Annotated in this window: 15 protein-coding genes; 10 read left to right on the forward strand and 5 right to left on the reverse strand. The window is 62.6% G+C overall.

Annotated elements, in window-relative coordinates; translation table 11 throughout:
* Positions 1–21: 21 nt before the first annotated feature.
* Positions 22–930, forward strand: a complete 909-nt coding sequence (locus ACYVNQ_RS21120; protein WP_460904527.1) for a 2-hydroxy-3-oxopropionate reductase — start codon at positions 22–24, stop codon at positions 928–930.
* A 27-nt stretch (positions 931–957) separates the two neighbouring features.
* Here the strand turns inward: ACYVNQ_RS21120 and ACYVNQ_RS21125 are convergent, their stop codons facing one another.
* The 5 genes from ACYVNQ_RS21125 to ACYVNQ_RS21145 form a co-directional block, all read right to left on the reverse strand.
* Positions 958–1,974, reverse strand: coding sequence for a LysR family transcriptional regulator (locus tag ACYVNQ_RS21125; RefSeq protein ID WP_460904528.1), 1,017 nt, complete (start codon positions 1,972–1,974; stop codon positions 958–960).
* Positions 1,975–2,031: 57 nt separating this feature from the next.
* Complete coding sequence (locus tag ACYVNQ_RS21130) at positions 2,032–3,282, reverse strand: porin (protein WP_460904529.1); 1,251 nt, start codon at positions 3,280–3,282, stop codon at positions 2,032–2,034.
* Positions 3,283–3,488: 206 nt separating this feature from the next.
* Entirely contained in the window at positions 3,489–3,920 is a 432-nt protein-coding gene (locus ACYVNQ_RS21135; RefSeq protein ID WP_460904530.1) for a nuclear transport factor 2 family protein, read from the reverse strand.
* A complete protein-coding gene (locus tag ACYVNQ_RS21140) occupies positions 3,917–5,212 on the reverse strand; it encodes an MFS transporter (RefSeq protein ID WP_460904531.1) in 1,296 nt (431 codons plus the stop codon). Before ACYVNQ_RS21140 ends, ACYVNQ_RS21135 begins: the two co-directional genes overlap by 4 nt.
* Positions 5,213–5,478: 266 nt before the next feature.
* On the reverse strand, positions 5,479–6,165 hold the full coding sequence (locus ACYVNQ_RS21145; RefSeq protein ID WP_460904532.1) for a GntR family transcriptional regulator: 687 nt from the start codon (positions 6,163–6,165) through the stop codon (positions 5,479–5,481).
* Between the two features lie 184 nt (positions 6,166–6,349).
* On the opposite strand from ACYVNQ_RS21145, the gene ACYVNQ_RS21150 reads away from it, so the two are divergent.
* The 9 genes from ACYVNQ_RS21150 (at position 6,350) to ACYVNQ_RS21190 (ending at position 16,149) form a co-directional block, all read left to right on the forward strand.
* Positions 6,350–7,417 (forward strand): isocitrate/isopropylmalate dehydrogenase family protein, encoded by a 1,068-nt coding sequence (locus tag ACYVNQ_RS21150; protein ID WP_460904534.1) that lies wholly within the window; start codon positions 6,350–6,352, stop codon positions 7,415–7,417.
* 120 nt (positions 7,418–7,537) lie between these two features.
* On the forward strand, positions 7,538–8,797 hold the full coding sequence (locus ACYVNQ_RS21155; RefSeq protein ID WP_460904535.1) for an MFS transporter: 1,260 nt from the start codon (positions 7,538–7,540) through the stop codon (positions 8,795–8,797).
* Positions 8,798–8,863: 66 nt separating this feature from the next.
* Complete coding sequence (locus ACYVNQ_RS21160; RefSeq protein ID WP_460904536.1) at positions 8,864–9,832, forward strand: amidohydrolase family protein; 969 nt, start codon at positions 8,864–8,866, stop codon at positions 9,830–9,832.
* Positions 9,833–10,224: 392 nt separating this feature from the next.
* Positions 10,225–12,069, forward strand: coding sequence for an ABC transporter ATP-binding protein (locus ACYVNQ_RS21165; protein ID WP_460904537.1), 1,845 nt, complete (start codon positions 10,225–10,227; stop codon positions 12,067–12,069).
* Between the two features lie 252 nt (positions 12,070–12,321).
* On the forward strand, positions 12,322–13,155 hold the full coding sequence (locus ACYVNQ_RS21170; protein ID WP_460904539.1) for an ABC transporter substrate-binding protein: 834 nt from the start codon (positions 12,322–12,324) through the stop codon (positions 13,153–13,155).
* 40 nt (positions 13,156–13,195) lie between these two features.
* A complete protein-coding gene (locus tag ACYVNQ_RS21175; protein WP_460904540.1) occupies positions 13,196–13,912 on the forward strand; it encodes an amino acid ABC transporter permease in 717 nt (238 codons plus the stop codon).
* Between the two features lie 52 nt (positions 13,913–13,964).
* Positions 13,965–14,615, forward strand: coding sequence for an amino acid ABC transporter permease (locus ACYVNQ_RS21180; protein WP_460904541.1), 651 nt, complete (start codon positions 13,965–13,967; stop codon positions 14,613–14,615).
* Positions 14,612–15,364, forward strand: coding sequence for an amino acid ABC transporter ATP-binding protein (locus tag ACYVNQ_RS21185; protein WP_460904542.1), 753 nt, complete (start codon positions 14,612–14,614; stop codon positions 15,362–15,364). Before ACYVNQ_RS21180 ends, ACYVNQ_RS21185 begins: the two co-directional genes overlap by 4 nt.
* Before the next feature lie 20 nt (positions 15,365–15,384).
* Positions 15,385–16,149 (forward strand): IclR family transcriptional regulator, encoded by a 765-nt coding sequence (locus ACYVNQ_RS21190; protein ID WP_460904543.1) that lies wholly within the window; start codon positions 15,385–15,387, stop codon positions 16,147–16,149.
* The last annotated feature ends 60 nt before the right edge of the window (positions 16,150–16,209 follow it).

Below are 16,209 nucleotides of genomic sequence, written 5' to 3' on the forward strand. Positions count from 1 at the left end.
CGAACAAATATTGAGGACCTTATGGCCAATCTTGGATTTATCGGGCTCGGCATCATGGGCGCACCGATGGCGGAAAACCTGCTGAAAGGCGGGCATACGCTGTTCTTGCATAGCCGCTCCGGTGTGCCGGAAACATTGCTTGCTGCAGGCGGAAAGGCGTGTGCATCGGCTGCGGAAGTTGCGCGCGCAACCGATGTGATCTTTCTGATGGTGCCGGATACACCGCATGTGGAAGCCGTGTTGTTCGGCGAACATGGTGTCGCAGCGGCGCTGACGGCGGGCAAGACCGTCGTCGACATGAGCTCGATTTCGCCGATCTCGACCAAGGCATTCGCGGCGCGTATCAACGAACTGGGTTGCGCGTACCTGGATGCACCTGTTTCCGGCGGCGAAGTCGGCGCAAAAGCGGCGTCGCTGACGATCATGGTGGGCGGCACGCAACGCGCATTCGACGCGGTCAAACCGCTCTTTGCGCTGATGGGAAAAAACATCACGCTAGTCGGCGGCAATGGCGACGGGCAAACCACCAAGGTCGCGAATCAGATCATCGTCGCGCTGAATATTCAGGCGGTGGCCGAGGCACTGCTGTTCGCGTCGAAAGCGGGCGCCGATCCGGCGCGGGTGCGCGAAGCGCTGATGGGCGGCTTCGCAGCATCGCGCGTGCTCGACGTGCATGGCGAACGGATGATCAAACGCACCTTCAAGCCGGGCTTCAAGATTGGATTGCATCTGAAAGACCTCGGGCTCGCGACCGAGGGTGCGCGTGCGCTGCAGATCGGCTTGCCCAATACGGCGATGGCGCAGCAACTGATGAATGCCGGCGTTGCCGCAGGGCTCGACGAACTCGACCACGCCGCGCTTTGCAACGTGCTCGAGCGGATGTCGCAGCACGACATTGCCGCGGTCGGTTCAAGTGTCGGCATGGGTTGACGTGCAGCACGTGGCCGGCGGCTTACGCTACTCGTGAGCCGCCGGCTCGTTCCCGACCCACGACACCTGCCCCTGCCAGCCATCGCTGACGACCAGCTCGTATAGTTTCTCCGAAACGACTTCACACATCGCATCGACGATCGGCGACTTGCGCAGGTCGCGCAACGTCGCGATCGATACGGTCGAGCGGATCGACGGGCGTTCGATCGAGAACGCGCGCAAGCGGCCGCATGCGACATCATCCTGCACGGCGGTATAGGTCAGCAGCGAATAGCCGAAGCCGTTCGCTACCAGCGATCGGGTGAGCGGCACGCTATCCACTTCGAGCACGATGCGCAGATGCACGTCGTGCTGGACCGCAGCGCGTTCGATAATGCGCCGGTTCGCATGCGGCAGCCCCGGCAAGATCAACGGTAGATCGGCCAGATCGCGGATGCGCAACTGCTCGGCTACCGGCGCATCCTGTGCGTCGGGCGGACCGACCACCACCATCGGCTCGCTGAACATCGGCGTGATGTCGAGCGCGTCGAGCGGCGGCTGGTTATAGACGATCGCGACATCCACACGCCGGTCGATCAGCCATTCCTGCAGCGAGTTGCTCAGGCCCTCGCGTACGTGGATCGACACGCTCGGCCAGTTCGCGGCAAACGATTCGACGACACGCGGCAATAGCGGCACGCCGATGGCAGGCGGCATGCCGATCGTGATGTGCCCGCTCAAGCCGCCGCCGGCCGCGCGTACCTGGTCGCCGGCCTGGCGCACGTAGTGCGTGATCAACTCCGCGCGCTCGAGCAGCACCGCGCCCGCGTTGGTCAGCTTGACGCCGCGGCCGTGCCGCACGAACAGGTCGACGCCGAGTTCCTGTTCGAGTTTGGTGATCTGGCGGCTCAACGCCGGTTGCGCGATATACAGTTCGGCCGCGGCCCGGCTAAAACTGCCGGCCCGCGCGATCTGCACGAAATAGCGTAGCTCGCGAATGTCGATGCTGGTCTCCCGGAGATTGGCTGGCCGCAGCGGCCATGCTGATCCGGTATAGGCTGCCATTGCAGCAACGCTGTTGTCAAACGCGCCAGGCGCCAGGACGCGAAAAGCGCCAGCGCCCTAGAAGCGCGTGCGCAATGCAACCCGCAAGCCCAGCTGATTGCTGGTCGAAGAGGGCGTCAGACCGTCGATCGATGCATGTGCAACGGAGCCGGTGGAATCGGTGCCGCTTGCATGCTGATAAACGCCGACGAAGTAGACGTCGGTGCGCTTGCTGAAAAAGTAGTCGATGCCGCTTTCGAACTGGCTATACGTTGCGCCGATAGCAACACCGTTCGTGGTGGTGACGGAACTGCCGTTTACCCAGTTGTACGCTGCACCGACCAGCAGCACCGGCGTGAGTTGATACTTGAAGTTGATTTCGATGCTGTTGAATGCCGCGCTGCTGCCGGCGAAAAACGCTGAGGTTCCCGATACGGCCACGGCGCCCAGATCGTGAAAGCGCACGTTCGAATAGATCAGGCCGACGCGCGCCTTGCCGAATGCATACGCGGTGCCGAGTGCAGCGATCTGCTCGCTGCCCGCCGAAGCGAAGCCGGAATAGGCCGGCCTCGTGCTGCCGATGTTGTTGGTATTCGACGCGCCGTTTGCGCCCACTGAACTGGGTGTCAGCGCATTGCCGTTGCCGCCGAAGAAGCCGAAGTTCGGGTCCTTCGCGTTCAGGTAGGCTGCAGCGATCACCAGCGGACCGCTTGCATAGTCCGCGCCGAGTGCGAAGGTCTGGTTGCGTGTTACGTCGCCGGGCACGCCGCCGAAGCTGTAGATGCCGCCCACGCGAAAGCCCGCATAGCGCTGCGTGTTGAACTTCACTGAATTATTGAGCCGGTTCGTATCGACGATGTTGTCGACCTCGTCGGCGTGGCCCGTCATATAGCCGCCCCATTGTGCGGCAGCCGAAAGCGGTTGCAGATAGTCGGACAGAGAATCGTATTGCCGTCCAAGGGTCAGCGTGCCGAGCCGGCTGTCGAGCCCGACGTACGCCTGCCGGCCGAATAGCAGGCCGCCTTGCTGAAGTCCGCCATTAGGCAACGTATAGCCGTTCTCGAGCGTGAAGATTGCGCTGAGACCGCCGCCCAGGTCTTCGTTGCCGCGCAGACCGAAGCGGCTACCCTGGGCTCCGGTGTTGTTGCCGTCCTGCTGCACGATCGACGAATGGCCTGCTGCGCTATTCGTATAGGTGAAACCGTTATCAAGAATGCCGTATAGCGTGACTGCGTCGCTGGCTTCTGCTTCGTGGCAAATGGCCAACAGGCCGGTTGCGCCGAGCACCACTGCACAGGCGGTTTTTCGATTGAACGGGGCGGATTTCATGGCGGTGTCTCGTGTTGTTGTCTGGTCTTTGTTTTGGGTATTGCGCAAAGCAGCGCGTGCACGGGTACGAACCGCGAGCGCGCGCGAACGCCGGCCAGCATGCCGGGCGAGGCCGGCACGCGTGGGCATGCGGTTGTTTCTGGTTGATGCAGCGGTGCTCAGGCAGCGCTCGATGCACGTAGCCTCAAGCGATCGGGTGCACAGGCCTAATGTTTCGTGCCTGAAAGCAGCCCGCTCTCACCGGCGATGTCGTGCGACAGCCTGCGTGATCTGAACAGCCAGCCTTCGTCGTGGCGCACGACTTCGTCTTCGTAACGACCGGCCACCGCGATTGCCGGGCCGTCGGGGGTGTCGCGCACCACCATGAAATACGAGCGGACCGTTGCGATATCGCCTTGCAACTCGATCAGTACATTGGTGGTCAGATGCCGGCGGCGCGTGCCTGGGCCCGGCACTGGCACGAGGCCGCGCAACAGGCGCTCGATTTCTTGCGGCCCGGTCGCTGCGCCGTTGCGCGAAATCCAGCGGCCGTCCGCGGTAAACAGTGCGGCGAATTCCGGTAACTGGTAGTCGTCGAGCAAAAAGCAGTAGCGTGCGAGCAGTTCACGGATGGCATCCTTGTCGTCTGCGGTACTCATGCTTTGACTCCCGAAGCGGATTCGACTTGCACGGCACCAACCGGCGCGGGTGGCGAGATCGGCGCGCGTGTCATTGTCAGGCAGACCGTTGCGCCCACAACCAGCAGCGCGCCGGCAATCACGAACGCGGCGTTGTAACTGCCGGTGAACGACACCACATAGCCGGTTGCGATCGGCGCGAGCACGCCGAACAGATTGCCGCCGGTCACGAGGAAACCATGGGCGCGGCCGGTATTCGCAGGATTAGTCAACAGGTCGCTCAGCAATGCGATGTTGAGACCGACCGTGCTGCCGATGCTTGTCAGCGAAAACGAAAACAGCGCGAGCACGACAGCGGTGTTCTTCACGAGCGGCGTGACGAGAATGCACGCCGAACACAACAGCAATACGGCAACCATGTTGCGGCGACGGCCCGAATTCACCGGCGCATTGCGCAACAGGCGGTCGCTCAGCCAGCCCATGAAGATCGTGCCGGGCACCGCCACCGCGTAGGGGACGGCGGTATAGAAGCCCGTCTTCAGCACAGTGAGGCCGTGAGCTGCCTGCAGGTAGCTCGGCAGCCAGCTGAGAAACAGGTACACCGTATAGACCGCGCAGCCCTGCACGATGAACAGGCCCCACAGGCTCGTACAACGCAGCAGCGCAGAGAGCGGCGCGCTGCTGCCGGGGTCTGCCTCGCCGCCGCGCTGCGCGAGGATCATGGCCCGCTCGCTCGCGCCGATATAGCGCGCGCGTTCCGGCGAGCGATACACGACGAGCCAGATCGCGATCCACAGAAAGCCGATCGCCGCCGAAGCGAAGAATCCACCGCGCCAGCCGATCGCGCTGACCAGCGAACCCATCAACACCGAACCGAGAGCGGGCCCTGCATAGCCGCCGCAATTGAACACGGTGGTCGCGAACCCGCGTTCACGTGCCGGTATCCATTCGCGGATGGTCTTGGCGCCCGCAGGGTAGGTAGACGCTTCGCCGAAGCCCATCAGCAGGCGCGACAGAATGGCCGACGTAAAGCCGCCACATAGTCCGGTCAGCACCGTGGCGAACGACCAGATCGCCATACCCGATGCAGTCGAGCGGCGCGTGCCGATGCGATCGACCAGCATGCCCCACGGCAGCACGAAGATCAGATAGGTCCACAGAAACGCGGAGAACAGATAGCCGAGTTGCACGGTCGACAGGCCGAACTCCTGTGCAATCGGATGCGCGGCGACCGACAGCACGACGCGATCGACGTAGTTGATCGAGCATCCGGTAAACAGCAGCAGGTATATGACAATCCGGCCCGCTTTCATTGAGGCGTCTCCCAAAGTGGTTCTGTTATGCGACGCGTATTTCGCGCGAATTTTCAGCACTTTGCGGCATCGCCCCAGGTTTGTAAAAAACCTTTGGGTGATCGGATGCTATGCCGGTTCGGTATGGGAGCGGGTATCGAAAGCGTGGTGCGCGCATGCGTGTGCGCGCCACTTAGGCATGCGTGCGGATACATGCAAGCGCACGCGCATAGGGCTAGTGCGTGTCTGGGCGGCGCAGCGGATGCAGGCTGCGCGTAAGGGAAACATCAAACGTAGAGACGCTTGTGATCCAGGCTGCCGCTTTCAAGCAGCCACTGCACGCGCCGCTTTTGCGCGCTGCGAATATGCGCCTCCGCGGCCTGACCGCTCGCCGCCGAGTTGCGCGCGACGATATGCCGGATGATCTCCAGATGCTCCCGATGCGCTTCGCGCGCGCGTGCCGGATCGCCGAGCATGGTGGGCAGCAGCGCCATCGTGTCGTTCATCGTCTGCAGGCTGCGCAGCAGATAACGGTTGTGTGCGGCCAGATGCATCATCGCGTGGAAGCGTTGATTGATTTCCGATAGCCGTGGAGGATCGTTGAAGAATCGCGTTTCCTCGTCGACCAGTGCGCTCAACGCCGCAATCTCGATGTCGGACGCGTGCTGCGCAGCGAGGGCGGCCGCCTTGGCTTCGAGCGCTTCGCGCATCGAATACAACTCCATGATCATCTGATGCGTGGGCCGCGTGACGGTCAGCCCGCGACGCGGCTCGTACGTCAGCAGGCTTTCTGCCTCCAGACGCTTTAGCGCTTCGCGCACCGGCGTGCGCGACATGCCGAAGCGCTCGGTAATGTCTTTCTCGACGAGGCGGTCGCCCGCCAGCAATTCGCCTTTGCGAATTGCCCCCTTCAGGCGTTCGTAAGCCTCGGTGCCCAGATCCAGCGCGGGCTGTGCCGACTCAGCACTCTCCATACGTTCCTCAACGCGCATTGCTTTCCGATTGCTTCCGCTCATTGCTTTCACTCATTGCTTTCATTACGACTGCCCACCTCGCGCGGACCACGCGTTTCGTGTCTTTGCGGTTGACTGTATCCTCAAGTGTTCAATAGTATACATCGGTATTCAAGCCTGCCATTCGAACATTCAGGAGAAGCGCGTGCGGATCGTTTTGCTGCCGGGCGACGGTATCGGCCCGGAAATCACCGAGGCGACGGCGTCGGTCATGAAAGCCGCTTCAGACCGTTTCGACCTCGGTCTGGAGTTCATCAACGATGTAGCCGGCCACGCGAGCCTGGCGCGGCACGGCGCGACGGTGACGCCGCAGTTGCTGGAGCGGGTCAAGGCCGCCGACGGCCTCGTGCTTGGCCCGATGTCCACCTACGACTTCAAGGACGAAGCGAAGGGCGAGATCAACCCATCGAAGTTTTTTCGCAAGAGTCTCGACCTGTACGCGAATGTGCGTCCGGCGCGCACTTATGACGGTTTGAAGTCGCCGGTCGGCGAGTTCGATCTGATCGTGGTGCGCGAAAACACCGAGGGCTTCTATGCGGACCGCAATATGGAGCAGGGCAGCGGCGAGATTCTCGTTACGCCGGACGTCGCGATCTCACTGCGCCGCATCACGCGACAGTGCTGCGAACGGATCGCGCGCAGTGCATTCGAACTGGCGATGCAACGCTCGAAGCACGTGAGCATCGTGCACAAGGCGAACGTGCTGAAGATCGGCGACGGCATGTTCATCGACGTGTGCCACGACGTGGCCCGCGAGTTTCCCGAAGTGAGCGTGGACGATTTCATCGTCGATGCGATGACTGCCCACCTGGTGCGCGCGCCGCAACGCTTCGACGTGATCGTCACCACCAACATGTTTGGCGATATCCTGTCCGACCTGACCTCGGAGCTGTCGGGCAGCCTCGGTCTGGCGGGCTCGCTGAATGCGGGCAGCACGCACGCGATGGCGCAGGCCGCGCACGGCTCCGCACCGGACATCGCCGGCAAGAACGTCGCGAATCCGTTCTCGTTGATTCTTTCTGCGGCGTTGCTGCTGCGCTGGTTCGGGCAAAAGTCGTCTCGCACCGCATTCCTGCAAGCCGCCAACGCGATCGAGCAGACCACGGCTGCGGCGATCGCCGCGAAGGAGGCCACGCGCGACGTCGGCGGTGCGCTCGGCACGCGCGAGACCGGCGAAGCGTTCGCCAGACGCTTGCAGGCACACGCGCGCTAGCACATAGCACGGCGGCGTGCTGCACGGTTGCGCATGGTTCGTTGTGTGCGCAACCGAAACGAACACACGCATGATGAGCGACCGCTTCGAAGCGGTCGCCGAAAAGAACCGGAGACACCGATGTCCGACATGGAAAAGGCCGTGCTGCGCAAGGTCGCATGGCGCTTCCTGCCGCTTCTGATCATCGCTTACATCGTCAATTATCTGGACCGCACGAGCCTCGGTGTCGCTGCGCTGACGATGAATCACGATCTGCATCTGAGCGCGACCGAGTTCGGCTATGCAGCCGGGATCTTCTTTGTCGGCTATTGCCTGTTCGAAGTGCCCAGCAACCTCGCGCTGTACCGCTACGGCGCGAAGATCTGGCTGACCCGCATCATCGTCACGTGGGGCATCGTCTCGGCGTGTACCGCGTGGGTGTCGGGGCCGGTCAGCTTCTACATCGTGCGCTTTCTGCTGGGCGCCGCGGAGGCGGGCTTTTTTCCGGGCGTCGCGTATTTCCTGTCCTGCTGGTTCCCAAAGGTTTATCGCGCGCGCATTCTTGCCTGGTTCCTGCTCGCGATTCCCGCGTCGTCGCTGATCGGCACACCGATCGCCGGTATGCTGCTCGATCTGAACGGCTACGCGGGCCTCGCCGGATGGAAGTGGATGTTCGTATTGGTCAGCGTGCCGGCGGTGCTGCTCGGCTGTCTGTTTCCCTTCGTGCTGGCCGATTCGCCGCGCGACGCGCGATGGCTGTCGAACGAAGAGCGCGTCACGCTCGAGGCGATGCTGGCGGCAGAAACGCGGGTCGCCCATAAAACCAGCCTTGGCGCTGCATTGCGTGACCGGCGCGTGCTGATCCTCGCCGCTTCGCAATTCGGGCTGATCGTCGGCTCGTATGGGATCGGCGTGTGGCTGCCGCAGATCGTCAAGACACACGTGCACGACAATCATCTCGTCAGCTGGATTGCAGCGATTCCGTATCTGTTCGCCACTTTTGCACCGATCGCATGGGCCGCATGGTCGGACCGCAAGGACAACAAGGTCGGCAGTGTCGCGGCGGGTTCCGCGCTGGCCGCGCTCGGCCTGCTGCTGTCGCTTGAAAGCTCATCCTTCCTGCTGTCGATGCTGGGTATCACGCTCGCGCTGGTCGGCATCAACGCGGCGCGCGCGATTTTCTGGGCGATTCCGGCGCGATTCCTGACCGGTGCCGCAGCGGCCGGCGGCTTTGCGTTCATCAATTCGGTGGGGACGATCGGCGGTTTTGTCGGGCCTTCGATGATCGGCGTGCTGAAGGACTGGCAGGGCAGCTTCGATGCGGGCCTGATCGGCATGGCGGGCTTTCTGATTCTGTCGGCATTGCTGGCCGCATCGCTGCGGCTCGTGCCGCAGTCGTAACGAGGCCGGCGCGTCACGCGCCTCGCCGTGCGCCCCCTATATTTCAATTTATCTGCGGAGACAGATTTGACCACTAGAAGAAGCTTCGTATTGCAGTCCGCCGCTGCCTGTCTTGCGGGCGCTTCGCTCGGCATGACGGGTCATGCTGCCGAGGCGGCATCCATGCGGCACGACACGCTGTTCGCCGTGCCCCCCGGCGCCTGCGATTGCCATGTGCACATCATCGGACCGCAAAGCCACTATCCGATGCTGCCGGATCGCGCGTATACGCCGCCGGAATCGAGTGTGGCCGATTTGCGTGCGCATCTCGCGTTGCTGAAAATGTCGCGCGTGGTGCTGATCCAGCCGAGTTTCTATGGTACCGATAACGCGTGCCTTGTCGATGCGCTGCAGGCGCTAGGCGGCATCGCACGCGGGATTGCTGTGATCGACGACAAGACGCCCGATGAAACCCTGCACGCGCTGGCCGCGAACGGCGTGAAGGGCGTGCGCGTGAATCTCGAATCGGGCGGTGTCAACGATCCGGCTGCTGCGCGGCGCGCGTTGAGCGCACTGGCCGCGCGCATCGCGCCGCTCGGCTGGCACATCCAGATCTACGCGGCGTCGCACGTCATCGCAGCGTCGGCGGAAGCGATTGCGGCACTCGACGTGCCGGTCGTTCTCGATCACTTCGCGATGGTTCAGCCTGCCAAAGGCATGACGCAACCGGATCTGCAGCCGATCGTCGAACTGGTGCGCAGCGGTCATGCTTACGTCAAGCTGTCGGCGCCCTATCGGATCTCGCACGATGTGCCGCATTACGACGATGTCCGGCCGCTCGCGCGGCGTTTCGTCGAAGCGAATCCGTCGCGCATCGTATGGGCGAGCGACTGGCCGCACACGGACCGTGCGCCGGGCAAAGGGCCTACCGAAGTCAGCCCGTTTCGCAAGGTCGACGATGTTACGGTGCTGAACCAGTTGTCGCATTGGGTGCCGGAGCCCGAGTTGCGCAAGCGGATTCTCGTTACGACGCCCGCTGCCTTGTACGGCTTCTGAGACGCACAGCGCCGCGAACGCGTGGGGACAGCCGGTTGATCACGCATTGCCCACGCGTAGCAGCCAATGGCTCTTCAACGGATCGCGTCCCCAGTTCATCGACGAAAAGCGTCACGTAACGCTAATACGGTCAGTTTTGCAAAGCCGGTCACGCCCAACGTCAAATTTGCAACGAGCACCTGGCCGAGCTAGCCAGCAATCCCCGTACGTCACGCGATGCCCGCGAAGTGGAGCAGGCGAGCGTCTTGCTTAAGTTTGCGGCGCGCATGCTTTTCAGCCGCCGGGGTGTTCGCGACGCAGCCGCTCTGGCGCGCTGCACTTTTTCCGGCGCAAGCAGCCAGCACGCGGCTGTCAGGATCGTCAGACGACACACCTAGCCGGGGCGCACCAGGATGAACAGCGTAGCTTCACACGCGTTGGATGACGAGGGCGCGCCGCGCGCTCGTCGGCGGCGCGTCGAAACGCTCGAGAACTATGTAGACAAACCGCTGCGGCTGCTGATGCATTTCATCGGCCGCCATCCGTTTGCGCATGTTTTCGTGCTGCTCGGGATCGTGGCTGCCGTGGGCTGTTCGCTCGCCGCGCAGTTCGCGATCAAAGACCTGATCGACGCATTGTCCGGTGGCCGCCAGCATCGCGCGGCCGTCGTCACGGCGTATCTGGTGATCGTGGTACTGCTGTTCGCCGACAACCTGTTCTGGCGCGTTGCCGGCCGCATCAGTGTGCGCACGTTCGTTACGGTAACCGGCGACGTGCGGCGCCAACTGTTCGGCTATCTGCTCGGGCATTCCTCCACTTATTTCTCGGACCTGCGGCCCGGCACGCTTGCCGGGCGTGTGTCGGCCACCGCAAACGCCGTCTTCGCCATCGAGAACACCTGCGCGTGGACTGCGCTGCCGCCGCTGCTTTCGGTGCTTGGCGCGATTGGCATGCTGGTATCGGTCAACGCGCTGATGGCACTCTCGCTGCTGTTCGTGTCGGTCTGCATGGCTTCGTTTCTGTTCTGGCTCGCGGGCAAGGGCAATAGCAAACACATGCGCTTTGCCGCGGATGCGGCATCCGTGGACGGCGAACTGGTGGATGTGATCGGCAATATGGCGACGGTCAGGATGTTCATCGCCACGCGCCGCGAAAGCGAAAGGCTCGATGCGTTCGTGCAGGGCGAAATCGTGTCGCGCCAGACCAGTCTGCGCTACCTCGAGAAGCTGCGGCTGCTGCATGCAGTCGTCACTGCGCTGCTTTCTGCGGGTTTGCTCGGCTGGGTGCTTTGGCTATGGGAGCAAGGCCGCGCGACCACCGGCGACGTGGTGCTGGTCAGTTCGCTTGGCTTTGCGATCCTGCACGGCACGCGCGACCTCGCTGTGTCGCTGGTCGACCTGACGCAGCATGTGGCGCGGCTCGCCGAAGCCGCGCAGACGCTGCTGGTGCCGCGCGATATGGAGGACGCATCAGGCGCGCCGGCGCTGCAGATTCGCGATGCCAACATCGATTTCGAAAACATCACGTTCGCGTATGCGGGCAGGCGCCCCGTGCTTGATCACTTCAGCCTGCATATCGACGCGGGCCAGCGAGTCGGTCTGGTCGGCCCATCGGGCGCGGGCAAGAGTACGGTGCTCGCGCTGTTGCAGCGTTCGTTCGATCCATCGAAGGGATGCGGCGCTGTAACGATTTCCGGCCAGCGGTTACGCGATGTCAGCCTTGCCAGTGTGAAAGACGCGATCGCCGTCGTGCCGCAGGACATTTCGCTGTTCAACCGCACGCTGCTGGACAATCTGCGCTACGGCAGGCCCGACGCAACCCGCGAGGAAGTGCTGGAGGCTTGTGCGCACGCGAACTGTGCCGATCTGGTGCGCTCGCTGCCGGACGGTCTCGACACTCTGGTGGGCGAGCGCGGCGCGCGTCTGTCCGGTGGCCAGCGTCAACGCATCGCGATTGCGCGTGCTTTTCTGAAGAACGCGCCGATCCTGCTGCTCGACGAAGCGACCTCGGCGCTCGACAGCGAATCCGAAGCCGCGATCCAGCTTGCGCTGGACCGGCTGATGCGCGAGCGTACCGTCATCGCGATCGCGCACCGGCTGTCGACGCTGCGCAACTTCGACCGGATCGTCGTGATCCAGCACGGACGCCTGGTCGACGACGGCTCGCCAGCGGAGCTGTCAAAGCGTGCGGGCATCTATCGCGACGTGCTGCTGCGCCAGGAACGTCGCGCCGCGACGACTACCGGCGGCGGCGAATAGTCGGTCGAGCCACTCCGTCCCGTGTGCGCAGCCTCTCCGCGTTTTCCCTGATGCGCATAGCTTTCTGTCCGTGAAACACTCGCATCCATCTGCTGTGTCGGACGTGATTCCGATATACCGGACAGCCGCCCGGCTACTCGCGGTGGCGACCAGCCAGATCGAAACTTTGCTCCTGCACGCAAGCGGCATCAACGCGTGTGGGCCGTTCGCTGTGATGCACGGACTGTCTGTTCGAGACCGGGACGCCAAATCATGAAGCTCGCCAAACCAGGAACAAAACTATTCTGCTGGTTCGCCGTCGCCGCTCTTTTGACGCTCGCCGGCTGCACGAAGGTCGCTACGCCCGCGCAGGACGGCGCCGCCGATTCAGTGCTGAAACAGGTTCTGCAGCGCGGTACGCTGCGCGTCGGCGACTGCCTGAGCTTTGCACCGTTCGGCTTCTACGATCAGGCCGGCGCGCCCGACGGCTACGACGTCGATCTCGCGAAAGAACTCGCCAGACAGATGGGCGTGAAGCTCGAAATGGTCAATACGACCAGCGCGAACCGCATTCCGAACCTGCAGACCAGCAAGGTCGACGTAGTGTTCTGCAATTTCACGCGCAACCTCGAGCGGGCGAAGGAAATCGGCTTTACGAATCCGTATGTGGTCGCAAGCGAGGCACTGCTGGTTAAAAAGAGCAGCGGTATCAAGTCGGTGAAGGACATGACGAATCGCACGATTGCCACGGTCAAGGGTTCGACCAACGGCGACGAGGTGCGCGCGCTGAACATGCAGGTGAAGATTCAGGAGTTCGACAGCTCACAGGCGGCGATTCTGGCGGTGAAACAAGGCCAGGCCGATGCGATGGTCGAAGACAACAACTTTCTTGCGTACCAGGCCAAGCTCGATCCGGAACTCGCCGTCACTGACGAAGCGCTGGTGCCGCTCGAATACAACGCATTCGGTGTGAAGGCCGGCGATCAGGTGTGGCTCAATTATCTGAACCTGTTCCTGTTCCAGATCAATGCGTCGAAGCTCAATGCGCAGCTGTACAAGAAGTGGTTCGGCGTCGAACCGCACTATTCGCTGAACCCGCAGTTCTGACGCGCTGCAGGCAGTTGGCCGCGGCGCGGCTGGAGGAACCATGAGCTATCAATGGCTGACGCTCGCCGGGTATCTGCACGACTTCGTGCGTGCGGGGTGGCTCACGTTGCAGATCACGCTGCTCGCGTTCGCACTTGCACTGGTGCTCGGCCTGGCGGCGGCGCTGGCCGGCGCATCGCGCAACCTGTTGTTGCGCGGCGCGGCAAGCGTGTATATCGAGGCGATCCGCAATACGCCGGTGCTGCTGCAGATCTTTATCGTGTTCTTCGGTCTGCCCACACTCGGCATCACGCTCGATGCGTATACGGCCGGCGTGATCGCATTGGGCGTGAACGTCGGTGCGTATCTGGCTGAAGTGTTTCGCGCGGGCATCCAGTCGGTGCCGCGCGGGCAACTCGAGGCCGCATCGATTCTCGGTTTGTCGCGCGCACAGATATTCGTCGATGTAGTGTTGCCGCAGGCAGCACGCGCTGTGTACCCGGCGATCGTCAACAACCTGATCCAGCTGCTGCTCGGCACGTCGCTGCTGTCGGCGATCGCGCTGCCGGAACTGAGCGGCACGGCGACCGTGATCAACGCGCGCACGCTGCTCTACGTGCAGACGTTCACGATTACGCTGATTGCCTATCTGGTGTTGAGCAACGTGCTTTCATGGCTTGCGGCGCAACTGGGCGCGCGCATCTTTCATCCGCCGCTCGTGATGCAAAAGCGCGCGCGCCGGCTGGTCCTGTTTGCGCGTCGCGCGAACCGCACCTGAGCGCTTGCATGAATAGGCGACTACGCAGAACGCACGGAGAGTCAACCAGCCCATGACGAGCGAACTGTTGTACACGAGCCTGTCGATCCTGTTGCAAGGACTGTTGGCCACCTTGTTGCTATCGGTCGCCGCGATTGCAGGTGGCACCGTAATCGGACTGCTTGCTGCTGTGCTGCGTTCGTTCGGACCGGCCGGCACGCGCTATCTTGCGACGCTCTACACGGAACTGTTTCGTGGCACGCCGGTGCTGATCACACTGCTGTTCATTTACTTCGGGGTGTCGTACTTCGGCTACGCAATCGATGTGTTCGCAGCCGGGGTGGTCGGTTTGAGCGTGTATCAGGGCGCCTATATCGCCGAAGTGTTCCGTTCCGGTATCGAGGCGGTGCCGAAAGGCCAATGGGAGGTTGCGCAGATTCTCGGCTTGAGCAAATGGCAGACGTTCTTTTCGGTGATCCTGCCGCAGACCGGCAAGATCGTGCTGCCGCCGCTGGTCGGCCAGTATCTGTCGCTGATCAAGGACACGTCGATCGTCAGCATGATCGGCATGTCGGAATTGATGCACGGTGGGCAGGCGATCGTCGACCGGGTCGGCAAACCGGTCGAGATTTACGGGCTGGTTGCGGTGCTGTATTTCATCGTGTGCTTTCCGCTGTCGCAGTGGGTGCGCCGTCACGATCGCAGAAGGAGCGTATTGCAATGAGCACGGACAACGCCGGCAAACCGATCATCAATCTGAGCGGCGTCAGCAAGTCGTTTGGCGCAACCCAGGTGTTGCGCGACGTGAATCTCGACGTGCAGCCCGGCGAAGTGCTGGTGTTGATCGGCGCGTCCGGGTCGGGCAAGAGCACGGTGCTGCGCATCATGAGCGGCCTCGAAACCGCGGATGCGGGCGAAGTGTGGGTCAACCACGTGCCGCTGCACGATGCGCGGCGTGCGAAGGAAATCCGCGGCCACGTCGGGATGGTGTTCCAGCAATTCAATCTGTTTCCGCACAAGAGTGCGCTTGGCAATGTGACGCTTGCGCTGATCAAGGCGCGCAAGATGAGCGCTGCGGATGCGCGCAAGCGCGCGCTGGAAACGCTCGATCGCGTCGGCCTTGCCGATCGGGCCGAACACTATCCGGGCCAGTTGTCGGGCGGCCAGCAGCAGCGGGTCGCGATTGCGCGCGCACTGGCAGTCGAGCCCGGCATCATGTTCTTCGACGAAGCCACCTCCGCACTCGATCCGGAACTGGTCGGCGAAGTGACCGAAGTAATGCGTACACTTGCGCGCGACGGCATGACGATGGTGGTCGTCACGCATGAAATGGGCTTTGCGCGCAAGACCGCCGACCGCGTGGTGTTCATGGACAAAGGCGTGATTGCCGAACAGGGCGCGCCCGAGCAGATTTTCGTGAACCCGCAGAACGAACGCACGCGGCAGTTCCTGCACCGCGTGCTAGACCATTGAGTGCCTGCGTGAATGCCACCTTGAGTAACGAAGCTTCCGCCTCGCCGCGCGCCCGCGGCGTCGAGCGCGTGGTCACGCTGTTGAAGCAGTTGCATGGCGCGCGGCGGCCGCTGACGATGCGCGAGCTGATCGAATCGACTGGCGCGCCGCGCTCGAGCGTCTACGAACTGGTGACGATCCTCGCCGATGCGGGCTGGCTCGAAATGCGGCCGGACGGCAGCGTATTTTTCGGCCGCGAGATGCATTACTACGGCTGCGACTATGCGTTGCACAACGATCTGATCAGCCGCGCGCACCAGACGATTCTCACGCTTGTCAAACATCACGACGAAACCGCGCAGTTGTGCATGCTGGAGGGCAACAAATACACGGTGGTGTTGTCGGAGAACAGTTCGCGGCCATTCAATATCAGCTCCGACATCGGCGTGAAGGTGCCGATTCCGTGGACTGCGTCGGGCCGTTTGCTGCTGGCGCACCTGAACGCCGACGAGATTCGCACGCTGATTCCCGACGAAGATTTCGTGCTCGACAACGGCAAGCGGGTCGACTTCGCAGATTTTTTGCGCGATGTCGAGCATGCGGCGGAACAGGGTTATTGCTGTACGGAAGGTTTGTCGCAGACGTTTCGTTTTTGCATGGCCGCGCCGATTCGCGACCGCGGCGGGCTGGCGATTGCGGCGCTGTGCTTCATGACTGGCCGCGATACCGATTCGCACAAACGCGCGGCGATGCTGGACGATCTGATCAGGTCGGCGCGCGCGCTGTCGCAGGCGTACGTGCTTTAGTTTTATCTGGTGCGGTTCAATGCGGTGCTCGCGTTCTGCCGCAGCGGCGCGTGTGGAACT

It is taken from the genome of Paraburkholderia jirisanensis, assembly GCF_054782355.1.

Excerpts from the sequence above, each read along its gene's own strand:
- ACYVNQ_RS21120 (WP_460904527.1), top strand. The coding sequence starts at position 22 with ATGGCCAATCTTGGATTTATCGGGCTCGGCATCATGGGCGCACCGATG.
- ACYVNQ_RS21125 (WP_460904528.1), bottom strand. The coding sequence starts at position 1,974 with ATGGCAGCCTATACCGGATCAGCATGGCCGCTGCGGCCAGCCAATCTC.
- ACYVNQ_RS21130 (WP_460904529.1), bottom strand. The coding sequence starts at position 3,282 with ATGAAATCCGCCCCGTTCAATCGAAAAACCGCCTGTGCAGTGGTGCTC.
- ACYVNQ_RS21135 (WP_460904530.1), bottom strand. The coding sequence starts at position 3,920 with ATGAGTACCGCAGACGACAAGGATGCCATCCGTGAACTGCTCGCACGC.
- ACYVNQ_RS21140 (WP_460904531.1), bottom strand. The coding sequence starts at position 5,212 with ATGAAAGCGGGCCGGATTGTCATATACCTGCTGCTGTTTACCGGATGC.
- ACYVNQ_RS21145 (WP_460904532.1), bottom strand. The coding sequence starts at position 6,165 with ATGGAGAGTGCTGAGTCGGCACAGCCCGCGCTGGATCTGGGCACCGAG.
- ACYVNQ_RS21155 (WP_460904535.1), top strand. The coding sequence starts at position 7,538 with ATGTCCGACATGGAAAAGGCCGTGCTGCGCAAGGTCGCATGGCGCTTC.
- ACYVNQ_RS21165 (WP_460904537.1), top strand. The coding sequence starts at position 10,225 with ATGAACAGCGTAGCTTCACACGCGTTGGATGACGAGGGCGCGCCGCGC.
- ACYVNQ_RS21170 (WP_460904539.1), top strand. The coding sequence starts at position 12,322 with ATGAAGCTCGCCAAACCAGGAACAAAACTATTCTGCTGGTTCGCCGTC.
- ACYVNQ_RS21175 (WP_460904540.1), top strand. The coding sequence starts at position 13,196 with ATGAGCTATCAATGGCTGACGCTCGCCGGGTATCTGCACGACTTCGTG.
- ACYVNQ_RS21180 (WP_460904541.1), top strand. The coding sequence starts at position 13,965 with ATGACGAGCGAACTGTTGTACACGAGCCTGTCGATCCTGTTGCAAGGA.
- ACYVNQ_RS21185 (WP_460904542.1), top strand. The coding sequence starts at position 14,612 with ATGAGCACGGACAACGCCGGCAAACCGATCATCAATCTGAGCGGCGTC.